General features: G+C 49.7%; 11 protein-coding genes and 1 pseudogene. 4 read left to right on the top strand and 8 right to left on the bottom strand.

The annotated features are described in order from the left end of the window. Positions 1–8 precede the first annotated feature (8 nt). Together lspA and XMA152_RS01860 are read right to left on the bottom strand one after the other, a co-directional pair. Positions 9–521 carry a signal peptidase II gene (gene lspA / locus XMA152_RS01855; RefSeq protein WP_173480186.1) on the bottom strand — a complete coding sequence of 171 codons (513 nt, stop codon included), beginning with the start codon at positions 519–521 and terminating at the stop codon, positions 9–11. A gap of 3 nt (positions 522–524) precedes the next feature. Next, a pseudogene (locus tag XMA152_RS01860) lies at positions 525–1,405 on the bottom strand (cation transporter). Between the two features lie 95 nt (positions 1,406–1,500). Here XMA152_RS01860 and cadR point away from each other — a divergent pair. Further along, positions 1,501–1,908: a Cd(II)/Pb(II)-responsive transcriptional regulator gene (cadR, locus tag XMA152_RS01865; protein WP_173482552.1), complete on the top strand. Its 408-nt coding sequence runs from the start codon at positions 1,501–1,503 to the stop codon at positions 1,906–1,908. Between the two features lie 441 nt (positions 1,909–2,349). Continuing rightward, positions 2,350–2,967 carry a LysE family translocator gene (locus XMA152_RS01870; RefSeq protein ID WP_173482553.1) on the top strand — a complete coding sequence of 206 codons (618 nt, stop codon included), beginning with the start codon at positions 2,350–2,352 and terminating at the stop codon, positions 2,965–2,967. A gap of 65 nt (positions 2,968–3,032) precedes the next feature. Here XMA152_RS01870 and XMA152_RS01875 read toward each other — a convergent pair whose 3' ends face one another. Then, positions 3,033–3,449 carry a MarR family winged helix-turn-helix transcriptional regulator gene (locus XMA152_RS01875; RefSeq protein WP_254448264.1) on the bottom strand — a complete coding sequence of 139 codons (417 nt, stop codon included), beginning with the start codon at positions 3,447–3,449 and terminating at the stop codon, positions 3,033–3,035. Positions 3,450–3,629: 180 nt separating this feature from the next. On the opposite strand from XMA152_RS01875, the gene XMA152_RS01880 reads away from it, so the two are divergent. Further along, on the top strand, positions 3,630–5,549 hold the full coding sequence (locus tag XMA152_RS01880) for an FAD-dependent monooxygenase (RefSeq protein WP_173482554.1): 1,920 nt from the start codon (positions 3,630–3,632) through the stop codon (positions 5,547–5,549). Between the two features lie 149 nt (positions 5,550–5,698). Then, the gene (locus tag XMA152_RS01885; protein ID WP_173482555.1) at positions 5,699–7,639 is read left to right on the top strand and encodes an acetoacetate--CoA ligase; all 1,941 of its coding nucleotides are present in this window, start codon (positions 5,699–5,701) and stop codon (positions 7,637–7,639) included. Positions 7,640–7,661: 22 nt separating this feature from the next. Here XMA152_RS01885 and ybaK read toward each other — a convergent pair whose 3' ends face one another. The 5 genes from ybaK to trxA all read right to left on the bottom strand — a co-directional run bounded on the left by ybaK (position 7,662) and on the right by trxA (position 12,297). Beyond that, entirely contained in the window at positions 7,662–8,141 is a 480-nt protein-coding gene (gene ybaK, locus XMA152_RS01890; RefSeq protein WP_173481756.1) for a Cys-tRNA(Pro) deacylase, read from the bottom strand. Between the two features lie 15 nt (positions 8,142–8,156). Then, positions 8,157–8,891 (bottom strand): NAD(P)H-flavin reductase, encoded by a 735-nt coding sequence (locus XMA152_RS01895; RefSeq protein ID WP_371731531.1) that lies wholly within the window; start codon positions 8,889–8,891, stop codon positions 8,157–8,159. 77 nt (positions 8,892–8,968) lie between these two features. After that, positions 8,969–10,447: a 4-hydroxy-3-polyprenylbenzoate decarboxylase gene (gene ubiD / locus XMA152_RS01900; RefSeq protein ID WP_173482557.1), complete on the bottom strand. Its 1,479-nt coding sequence runs from the start codon at positions 10,445–10,447 to the stop codon at positions 8,969–8,971. 83 nt (positions 10,448–10,530) lie between these two features. Then, a complete protein-coding gene (rho, locus tag XMA152_RS01905; protein ID WP_173481811.1) occupies positions 10,531–11,790 on the bottom strand; it encodes a transcription termination factor Rho in 1,260 nt (419 codons plus the stop codon). Between the two features lie 180 nt (positions 11,791–11,970). Then, positions 11,971–12,297 (bottom strand): thioredoxin TrxA, encoded by a 327-nt coding sequence (trxA, locus tag XMA152_RS01910; protein ID WP_173481753.1) that lies wholly within the window; start codon positions 12,295–12,297, stop codon positions 11,971–11,973. Positions 12,298–12,433: the final 136 nt, after the last annotated feature.

The raw sequence follows: 12,433 nt of genomic DNA on the forward strand, positions 1-12,433 counted from the left end.
CGTAGGTGTCAGTCAGATCCATCCGGCTCGGCATTGGTGTTTGCTTTTTTACCCAACAAGCTGCTGGAAACGAAAAGTAAGGCACCGAGGACAATTGCAATATCAGCCAGGTTGAAGGCCGGCCAATGCCAGTCTCGCCAATAGAAATCAAAGGAATCCACAACATAGCCGCGAAAGACCCGGTCAATCAGGTTGCCCATGGCGCCACCGAGGATAAGACTGTAAGCGATGGCTTCTCCTTTATGACGATTTTCAAGGATCAGCTTGATCAGAAAAATCGTGACCACTACCGCGATTCCGATAAAAAAGTAGCGCTGCCAGCCTCCACCATTCGCAAAAAGACTGAATGCGGCACCGGTGTTCCATAGGTGCACCCAGTTAAAGAACGGGGTCACCGAAACATACTCGCCATAGGCCATTGATTGCTGCACCAGCCACTTTACAGCCTGATCAGACGCTGCCAGCAGGCCCGATATGGACAATAGGGCATACGGCGAGAGCTTTTTGCCAATAATGAGCATTATTTAACCCTTCAACGCCAAAATGCGTCTGGCACCGTTAAGTACAATGCCCCCCGCGATGGTGCCGATAATCAGATCCGGATAATTGGAACCGGTCCACGCGACCAGGGCGCCGGCGGTGATGACCCCCAGGTTGATCACCACGTCGTTGGCCGAGAATATCCAGCTTGCCTTCATGTGCGCCCCGCCTTCCCGATGTTTGGATATGAGCAGCAGACAACTGGTATTGGCAATCAATGCGACGAATGCGATAGCCATCATCACCAGCGATTCAGGCTCACTACCGAATACAAAGCGTCTCACCACCTCTACGAGCACGCCCACAGCCAAGATCAGTTGCAGTACACCAGCAAGATGCGCGGCACGTACCTGCAAACCGCATAAAGGGCAAGCCCGTACACCGCCGCATCGGCAAAATTGTCCAGGGATTCTCCAATCAGGCCGGTGGACCGGGCGATCAGACCGGCAGTCATTTCCACCACGAACAGAAGTGCATTGATGCCGAGCAACCAGCGCAGGGTCCCGGATTCTTGCTTAGCAGAAGCTGCCGAAAACTCGGCGGCCTTGATGGTCTCCGGATTTGCAGCGACGGTTTCCTGAAGCGAGGCGCCTAGCCCCAAGGTCTTCAGTTTCGAGGTGACGGGCTCGACCTCGCCGTCATGCACGACCTTCAGCCGGCGGTTCGACAAGTCGAAGGACAGCGCCCGAATCTCCTCAAAGCCGTTCAGGGCTAGGCGAATCATTCGTTCTTCTGATGGACAGTCCATCTTCGGCACGGCATAAACACTGACCCATCTCCCTGGCGCCTCGGAGGAGGCCTGTATATCGGTATCCGCTGCGGACGTTGCATCACCGCCACAGGCGCCACCACAGGATTTGCTCATGATACGACTCCACTTGAACAATGTTGTGGTACCATTTAAAACTATAAAGCTACTATAAGGTCAATAGAGTAAAGAATCCGTTGGGGAGGAGGCTGATGCGCATTGGTCAGTTGGCGCAGTTGGTAGGGGTCGAAACACAGACGATCCGCTTCTATGAACAGCAGGGCTTGTTGCCGCCGCCTGATCGGCAGGACAACGGTTACCGTGTCTATACCGAGAAGCATGGTGAGGGGCTGGCCTTCATCCGTCGCTGCAGAATCCTGGGCCTGTCACTGGCTGAGATTCACGAACTACAGAGCTATCAGGACGACCCTCATCAGCCTTGTACCGCCGTCAACACCTTGCTCGATGATCTCATCTCTCATGTGCGGTCGCAGATAACCGCTCTGCAAGCGCTTGAGAAACAACTCGTTTCACTGAGAGCGAGTTGCAACGATGACCGGGAAGTTGAGGCGTGTGGGGTTCTTGCTGGAATTAGCGAAGGAAACATGCACCAGCAGTAGGTGAAGCATCAACCAGATAATCCGATGAGATGCCGGTCTGTCTCACTCTCATGCAAAGGTAAGATCAACCATTTAATCCGCTTACCCTAAATTTTAATGGGAACTTATTGTGCTCGAATCCACACTTCCACCCCGGCGTCGCTACACGCCAGAAATGAAGCTTGAGATAGTCCAGGAAGCTATTCCGGGAACTTTGCCCTTCCGCTTGACAAGCGTCATGTCCGCTTCAGGGAAAATACCTTCGATCTTTACATTGGATTAACGTCAGGAATGTGCGCTTAACCGCCATCTGGCGTTCCGTTGCAAATGACGCCTAAGTGCCGTAAAGCGAAGCTTAACTGAGTGTTCAAAGACGACCCAAAGCCCACATTTAATCGTTTACTTGCAGTTCTTTGTTTTAAACCACATCATTAAATATTGTGACATTTAATCGGTAGAAAGATGACTCTAGAAAGCTCCCTTTCATTCTTCTTGGCTGTTTTGGTCTTTGGGGTAACACCTGGCCCAGGAGTATTTGCAATTTTAGCTAGAGCATTGGTATCTGGCTCACGTTCATGTCTTTTTTTAGCATTCGGTATGACGATTAGTGACATTCTCTATCTAATAGCTGCATGCATCGGGCTTGCGGCACTGGCAACTCACTGGGGCGAAGTGTTTACAGTTATCCGTGTAGTTGGAGCTGTCTACTTAATCTATCTTGGCTGGAAAATGTGGAATGCACCGCTTGATTTGGATTCCGTAGATTCCGATTCATCAACTTCAGGTGGTCTTTTGAGTTTTGTGCAGGGCTTTTTAATATCTGCATCCAACCCTAAAGTTATTCTTTTTTACATCGCATTCTTACCAACGTTTATGGATTTAAATGCTCTAGATTTAAGTGATATAGCACTTGCTGCTTTTCTAACTTTAATAGCGTTAATGATTGGCTTAATGGGAATTGCTGTTTTTGCAGCTAAAGCACGGAAGTTTTTTAAATCTGAACTGTCAGTAAAGCGGCTTAACAGAAGTGCAGGCTCTATAATGGTCGCAGCAGGGGCTTACTTAGTATCACGCAATTAAGCTTCTTATGACTGCTTAGTGCCGTTAGGCGATCCTCACTCATAGACTTCAGTAGTCAAAACATATTAAGAGACAACCTTTTGCGCCAATTTGATAAACAGAGCGCGCTCGTCATCACTTAAATTGGCTACCACTTGATCCTGTAACGCCTTAACCACCGGGGTGATCTCCTCCAGAGCCTTACGCCCTTCTTTGGTTAGCGTCACCAATTTAGCGCGTCGATCTTTGGGGTTTGATTTACGCTCTACCCAACCACGTTTTTCGAGTCGATCAATCACGCCTCCAATCGTCGCTTTGTCGTAGTGAATCGACTGCGCGATCTGTGACTGCTCCATCTCGCCATGCAACTCTATTGCCTGCATTGAGGCAAATTGCACCGACGTGACATCGGCACCGATACGCTTCATCTCTTCTTGAAACACCTGATTCGACTGCTGACTTAAGCGACGTATCAGGTGACCAGGCATCTCGTAGTAGGACAACTCGTTCTCCAACACTTTTTACTGTTTGTTCCATCCTATTTGAAAAGAACTAGTTTGTATACTTACTAGTTTACAACCACATAAAACTTTGGTTACACTATGAGCACAAATAGTAAGCATACTTACTAACAAGGTTCTCTGAGCCGCACTAAGAGACAGAAGATAATAAGGAGTCTAGTGATGCAATATTACGAAGATGGTTTCCGTGGTGGTAACCCAGATCGCAAAAATGCTGCACCTAACCGTCGCGAATTCGCACCTAATGCCATTCTTCCTGAAAAAGTCGATGTACTGATTGCAGGTACAGGCCCTGCAGGCCTCTGTCTGGCGGCTCAGCTCTCTCAGTTCCCCGAGATCAGCACGATGATCGTTGAACCAAGCCCAATGAATATCCAAAAAGGTAAAGCCGATGGTATCAACACGCGTACCATGGAGATGTTCCAAGCCTTTGGTTTTGCCGATGCCGTTAAGCGTGAAGCTTACTGGGTAAACCAGACCAACTTCTGGATGCCAGACCCAGAAAATTCAAAGAATATCCAACGCATTGGCCGTGTACAGGATGTTGCTGATGACTCATCTGAAATGCCTCACATCATTGTTAACCAGTCACGCATCCACCAGTGGTTCCTTGAGGTGATGGATAACTCACCGACGCGTATGCAACCAGATTACAACTGGTCGGTAGAGACGTTGGAAGTAAACCCATCTCTTGATGAATACCCAGTGACAGTGACTCTGGTGAACACCGGTGTAAACAAAGGCCAGAAGAAGATTGTTCGCGCTAACTACGTGGTCGGCTGTGACGGTGCACGATCTAACGTTCGTACCGCCATTGGTGGCGAGCTGCACGGCGATGCTGCTCACCAGGCTTGGGGTGTAATGGACATCCTAGCTAACACAGATTTCCCTGATGTTCGCCAGAAATGTTTGATCACCTCTGCCACTGAGGGCAACGTACTGATCCTTCCTCGTGAAGGTGGTTACATGTTCCGTATGTACGTGGAGCTGGATAAACTAAAAGAAGATGAGCGCGTTGCCAACCGCAAGTTCACATCGGATGACACGATCGCAGCGGCTAACCGCATCATGCACCCATACAGCATCGATGTGAAAGAGGTTGTTTGGTGGTCTGTTTACGAGATTGGTCACCGCATGACGGACCGTTTCGATGATGTGACTGATGAAGAGCGTGCAACTCGCAACCCTCGCGTATTCACTGCGGGCGATGCCTGTCACACGCACAGCCCGAAAGCGGGTCAGGGTATGAACGTATCAATGCAAGATACCTTCAACCTAGGCTGGAAGTTAGTCCACGTACTGACTGGTCAATCAGACGCATCTCTACTACACACTTACTCTAAAGAGCGTTGGACAGAAGCGAAACGTCTTGTTGAGACCGACCACGAGTGGGCGCGCATCATGTCGGCACCTCCTGGTACGTCTGAACTGGATAAAGGCGATGAGCCTCGTTTCGTTCGTGCCTTCAAAGAGAATCTGGAGTTCACCGGCGGTCTGGCCGTTAAATATGATGAATCAATTCTAACCGGTGCACAAACTTACCAAGCACTAGCAACAGGAGAAGAGATTGGACGTCGTTTCCACTCAGCGCCGGTTCTACGCCTATCAGATGCTAAGCACATGCAACTTGGTCACGCAGCTCAGGCCGATGCTCGTTGGAGAATCTACGCATTTGCAGGCAAAAACGACACCAGCTCAAGCTCTGCCATTCATACGCTAGCGGACTGGTTAGAGAACGACAGCAACTCACCGGTTGTTAAGTACACCAAGTCAGGTGCTGACATCGATTCAGTCATTGATGTTCGCGCTGTATTCCAGCAGACATTCTACGACTTGGATTACGATAAAATGCCTTCTCTACTGATTCCTAAGAAGGGCAAGCTGGGTATCCAGGATCATGAGAAAGTCTTCTGTGTTGATCATAAAGGTAATGGCGACATCTTCGATATGCGCGGTATCGATCGTGAGCAAGGCTGTATGATCGTCGTTCGTCCAGACCAGTACATCGCACACGTACTGCCACTATCGGCAACCGACGAATTGGCCGACTTCTTCTCCAACATCTTTGTTGAGCAGAACTAAGTTCAGATCCAAGGATCAAAGGCACCTCAGGGTGCCTTTTTTATTGCGCACATCAACGGTTTCGCGAAGTGAATTCCGCTGTTTTTCCGCTTGAGTGAATGAACGCCTTAACTTAAGGTTCTTATAGTGTCTTAACCCTAGGTAACCTCATGTCTAAACTGCTATGGCAGCCAAGTAATCAACGCATTGCAGCTGCACGCTTAACCGAATTCCAAAACCGCGTGAACGACCAGTGCTCACTGGCACTGTCGACTTATGATGATCTGTGGCAGTGGAGTATCGATCAGCCCGATCAGTTTTGGGGCTCGGTGTGCCAGTTTCTCGATATTGAGTTCAGTCAGCCAGCACAAGAGGTTCTACAAACCGGGATTGGAATTCGTGACGCCCGTTGGTTTGAAGGGGCCAAGCTCAACTTTGCCAAGCATCTATTAAAACGTCGCGATGACAGCATTGCGATCATTTTTCGGGGTGAGAATGGCAAACGCAGAACGCTGACCTATGCAGAGCTCTTTCAGCAGGTTGCATCGGTACAGGGCTACCTGAAAAAGATGAATATCGGCGCCGGCGATCGTGTTGCAGGTTACCTACCCAATGCGCCAGAGGCGATCATTGCGATGTTGGCCACCACAGCACTGGGAGCGGTTTGGACATCCTGCTCACCTGACTTTGGTGTCAATGGCGTCGTCGACCGGTTTGGGCAAGTTGAACCGAAACTGATCTTTACGATAGATGGCTACCACTACGCAGGCAAACAGATTAACAACCTCGACAAACTACCGGAGATCGTTGATCGCATTCCCAGTGTAGAAGGGGTCGTGGTCTACCCGTTTCTGAATGATTCACCCGATCTAACGGGGATCAAGGGAGCACAGCCTTGGTCAGAGGCACTGGACGACCAAGCCGGCGACATCGATTTTGTTGAACTCCCTTTTGATCACCCGCTCTACATCCTCTACTCATCGGGCACGACAGGAGTTCCTAAATGCATCGTGCATGGCGCTGGCGGAACACTGCTCCAGCACATGAAAGAGCTAGCCCTACATACAGACTTAGGCCCTGACAGCCGGTTAATGTACTTCACAACCTGCGGTTGGATGATGTGGAACTGGATGGCATCTGGTTTAGCAGTTGGTGCTTCACTCGTTCTGTTTGATGGCTCCCCTTTCCACCCGACTGCCTCGGCACTGTGGGACATCGTGGAGCAAGAGGAGATCACTGCCTTCGGCACCAGCGCCAAGTACATAGCCGCGATTCAGAATGCCGGTTACTTACCCAATCAGCACCACAGCTTTGCTCAGCTTAGATCGATACTCTCGACCGGATCGCCACTCTCACCGGAAAGTTTCGAGTTTATCTATGACTCAGTTAAACAAGACCTTCATCTGGCCTCTATCTCAGGCGGAACCGACATCGTCTCATGCTTTGCGTTGGGTGTGCCGACCCTCCCCGTCTACTCAGGCGAGTTACAGGCCAGAGGCTTAGGTATGGCCGTTGATATTTATGACGATGAAGGCAACTCTTTGCTCGAGGAGAAGGGTGAATTGGTGTGTACAGCCCCCTTCCCTAGCCGCCCCATCGGTTTTTGGAATGATCCGCAGGGTGAACGTTACAAAGCAGCCTACTTTGAACGCTTCGATAACATCTGGGCGCACGGTGATTACGCTGAACTGACAAAACGAAAGGGCGTGATCATCCACGGTCGCTCTGACGCGGTATTGAATCCAGGCGGTGTCCGAATCGGTACAGCCGAGATCTACCGTCAAGTCGAAAAGGTCGCGGGAATCACCGATAGCATCTGCGTCGGGTTACCCAAAGAGGATGATGTCGTGGTAGCGCTCTATGTCGTGCTCGCAGACGGCCTGGAACTCACCGACGACCTAGTGGCCGAGATAAAACGCACCATCCGCAACAACACCACGCCGAGACATGTACCCGGTATCATCAAAGCGGTTACGGACATCCCGAGAACCAAAAGCGGAAAAATCGTTGAGCTAGCAGTACGCAACGTGCTGGTTGGCGAGCCGGTTAAAAATAGAGAGTCACTGGCTAATCCAGAGGCGTTAGAGCTGTTTGAAGGGTTAGGAGTTTAGGAATTAAAACGACCCAAACTAATTAATTTTTAAACTTAGCAATCGCTGCAAACTGACCTTGTGTGACTCTCAACAGGTCAGTTGGTGCCAACTCAATCTCAAGTCCACGTCTGCCAGCGCTGACATACAAAGTCTTCAAAGACTCGGCACTCTGATCAATTAAGGTAGCAAAAACTCGCTTCTGCCCCAGTGGACTGATCCCTCCAACCAAGTAGCCGGTTAAGCGCTGAGCAACCTGAGGATCCGCCATCGATACTTTTTTCTGTTTTAGCGCTTTGGCTGCGGCTTTGAGATCCAACGTTGCTGCTACTGGTATGACTGCGACCGCTAGCGCATTTGGGCCTCGGTCAGTCTCAAGCATCAAAGTTTTAAAAACCTGACCTGGGTCGAGGGCTAACTTATCTGCAGCTTCGAGGCCGTAAGCGGCCCCGGGTGCATGTTCATACTGATGCGTATTGAAGGATATTTTTGCCTTTTTGGCAGCATCAATAGCAGGGGTCATAGGTGAATTTAATGATTAAGGACGCGGAGCGTAGGCAAACACGTCAGATTTCATCTGACTCTGAGTAAAGCCCTGCTCTTCTAAAGCATCCAACAGTGCATACACCATTGCCGGCGATCCGCATGCGAACACCTCTGCTTTTGTCAGGTCGTCAACATCTTCCACAATGGCCGCTGGTAGTAAGCCCGTACGTCCACTCCAACCCGGGCTCTTATCTGGTTCACTAACGACAGGAATAAAGTGAATGTTGGCGTGGTGCTCTGCCCAGCTCTTCGGCAACGCTTCGAGATACATATCCTCTTCAACCCGCGCGCCCCAATAGACATGGATAGGATTTTTGCGCGCTCTGGCGATCAGGTGCTCAACAATGCTTTTCACCTGTGAAAAACCGGTACTTGCGGCAGCAAAGATGATGGGCTGATCGTCATTGAGCTCATCTAGATTGATGGTGCAGTCGCCCATCGCCAACTCCACTTCAACGCTCGGTTGATGCAGCAGATGTTGGACAATCGAGTCGTTGAACTCACTGTCAGGCATATGGCGAATGTGAAGTTCTAATTCACGACCTGCCTCGGGTGCCGAAGCAATAGAGAATGAAGCTTTTTTCCCGTCTGGCAGGCAGATATCTAGATACTGTCCCGCTTTAAATTCAGCGCCCGCTTGCTCAGACTCAGGAAGCAAAAGGCGGATACGGTAAACATCCCTATTTAACAGATCAGCCGATAAAATCGTCGTAACTTTCCTTGCCACGTTCACTCTCCAAATAACAGTCCACGCGATGCGTGAATTAACAATTTACTCTAGTCAGGTAACTAAATAGTGGGGACTTAGTCGTCGATTCCAAGATCAGCCCAGATATCATCTACTCGACGTTTCACCGACTCATCCATGGTAATGGGCTCTCCCCATTCACGATCCGTTTCGCCCTGCCACTTATTGGTCGCATCCAATCCCATTTTGGAACCCAACCCAGACACAGGGGATGCAAAGTCCAAATAGTCGATCGGGGTATTCTCAATCATCACCGTATCCCGAGCCGGATCCATACGCGTAGTAATGGCCCAGATGACATCCTGCCAGTCACGAGTGTTCACGTCTTCATCCACAACGACAACAAATTTGGTGTACATGAATTGACGCAAGAAGGACCATACACCCAGCATCACACGCTTAGCATGACCCGGGTACTGCTTCTTCATACTGACGACCGCCATGCGGTAAGAGCATCCTTCTGGTGGCAAGTAAAAATCGACAATTTCTGGGAACTGCTTCTGCAGAATCGGTACAAACACCTCGTTCAATGCAACGCCCAGAACAGCCGGTTCATCCGGTGGACGGCCCGTGTAAGTACTGTGATAGATCGCATCAGCACGTTTCGTGATGCGCTCCACCGTAAAGACGGGAAAACTGTCGACCTCGTTGTAGTAGCCGGTGTGGTCACCAAACGGACCTTCGTCCGCCATTTCGTCAGGGTAGATGTAACCCTCTAATACGATTTCTGCACTAGCAGGCACTTGCAGGTCGCTACCAATACAGGACGTCACTTCCGTTTTCCCACCCCGTAACAGTCCAGCAAAAGCGTACTCGGACAGAGTATCGGGAACCGGTGTCACAGCGCCCAGAATGGTCGCCGGATCCGCACCCAAAGCCACCGCAACCGGGAACGGCTCGCCTGGATGCTGTTGCTTCCACTCAAGAAAATCCAACGCACCACCGCGATGCGACAGCCAGCGCATGATCAGTTTGTTCTTAGCAATTTTCTGCTGACGGTAGATACCTAGGTTTTGACGCTTTTTGTTTGGGCCGCGAGTAATGACCAATGGCCAGGTCACCAAAGGACCAGCATCACCTGGCCAGCAGGTTTGAATCGGAATCAGATCCAGATCGACGTCATCACCCTCAAGCACAACTTCCTGACAGGGTGCCTTTTTAACCACCTTGGGCCCCATGTTCAGCACTTGTTTGTAGAGCGGAATTTTGTCCAGTGCATCTTTAAAGCCCTTAGGTGGTTCAGGCTCTTTAAGTTGCGCCAGCAATTTACCGACAGCGCGCAGTGCCGAAACGGACTCTTCCCCCATGCCCAGTGCAACGCGATCAGGTGTACCAAACAGGTTGCCTAATACCGGCATGTCATAACCAACCGGGTTTTCAAACAGCAGTGCTGGACCACCGGCTTTTAACGTGCGGTCACAGATTTCTGTCATCTCTAAATTGGGGTCGACAGGATGCGTTATTCGCTTAAGCTCACCACGAGCTTCCAGCTGGCTAATAAAATCACGCAGATCTCTGTACTTAGGTGTCGCCATACAATCCTCGGCAAAAACAAAAAAGGGCGAGTGGTAAATGCTCGCCCTGTTTCAATACTAAGCCAAATAAACGCTCAGATTGATTACTTACGCTTCATCGAAAGGAAGAACTCTTCGTTGGTCTTGAAGTCCTTCAGTTTATCGATGACAAATTCAGTTGCGGCCGCATCTTCCATTGGATCCAACAGCTTACGCAGAATCCACATACGTTGGAGCTCTTCTTCTGTTGTAAGAAGATCTTCACGACGCGTACCTGAACGACGAATGTTGATCGCAGGGAAGACACGCTTCTCAGCAACGCGACGATCCAGGTGAACTTCGGCGTTACCAGTACCTTTGAACTCCTCAAAGATGACTTCATCCATCTTAGAGCCCGTATCAACCAGAGCCGTAGCAATGATCGTCAAGCTACCACCCTCTTCGATGTTACGTGCCGCACCAAAGAAACGCTTAGGACGCTCAAGTGCATGCGCATCGACACCACCGGTCAGTACTTTACCCGAAGAAGGCACAACCGTGTTGTAGGCACGGGCTAGACGGGTAATCGAATCAAGTAGAATGACAACGTCTTTCTTGTGCTCGGTTAGACGCTTCGCTTTCTCTAGCACCATTTCAGCCACTTGTACGTGGCGTGATGGCGGCTCATCAAACGTTGAAGCTACCACTTCACCACGCACCGTACGCTGCATGTCGGTTACCTCTTCCGGACGTTCATCAATCAGAAGAACAATCAGGTAACACTCTGGGTTGTTACGTGTGATGCTATTAGCAATGTTCTGTAGCATCAGTGTCTTACCGGCTTTAGGTGGAGAAACCACCAATGCACGCTGACCTTTACCAACCGGAGTCACTAGGTCTAAGACACGAGCGGTAATATCTTCTGTACTACCGTTACCGATCTCCATACGCAGACGCTTTTGAGCGAAGAGTGGCGTAAGGTTCTCAAACAGAATTTTGTTCTTGGCATTTTCAGGCTTGTCGTAGTTGATCTCAGCCACTTTAAGCAGTGCGAAGTAACGCTCACTGTCTTTCGGTGGGCGGATCTTTCCGGCAATGGTATCACCCGTGCGCAGATTGAAACGACGAATCTGGCTTGGCGATACATAAATATCATCAGGTCCAGCTAGGTAAGAGGAGTCCGCTGAACGAAGGAAGCCGAAGCCATCCTGTAGGATTTCAAGAACACCGTCACCGTAAATATCTTCACCACTGCGGGCGTGCTTCTTAAGGATCGAGAAGATGACATCTTGTTTACGAGAACGAGCAAGGTTATCTAGGCCCATTTCTGCTGCGATATCGAGCAGTTCAGGCATGCTTTTTAGTTTGAGTTCGGTAAGGTTCATTTTTTCGTTATGAATAGTGTCGTGCACGACGAGAGCCGCGAGACAGGAATGATTGAAATTAGAAGAAGATTATTTGGGTTGGTCAGAAATCAACCAACGGAGTTAATATATAACCAGTTGGTGGTGCTGTCTAGCCAATAGACAAAGAAAAGGCGGGATATCCCGCCTTTTACCTAATATTTAGATGTTTGCGTCAACAAACGCCGTTAGCTGCGACTTAGACAGTGCGCCAACTTTGGTTGCTTCAACGTTGCCGCCTTTGAAGATCATCAGTGTTGGAATACCACGAATACCAAACTTAGGAGCGGTTTCAGCGTTTTCGTCGATGTTCAACTTACACACTTTCAAACGACCCGCGTACTCAGTCGCAACTTCTTCTAGGACCGGTGCAATCATCTTACAAGGGCCACACCACTCTGCCCAGTAATCAACCAGTACTGGACCTTCAGCCTTTAGGACGTCCTCTTCGAAACTTGCGTCAGTTACGTTTAGGATGTTTTCGCTCATCTGTTCTTATCTCCAATGCGTTTTACGCGAAGCGGTTGCAAGACTTGTCTTAACAAGACATCAACCTTAAATTGCAAAATAACTTGCCCAATAATAGCATCTGCTCACCAATAATGGGAATGATGTCGAGAACTGT

It is taken from the genome of Marinobacterium sp. xm-a-152, assembly GCF_013282965.1.
Classification (GTDB): Bacteria; Pseudomonadota; Gammaproteobacteria; order Pseudomonadales; family Balneatricaceae; genus Marinobacterium_E.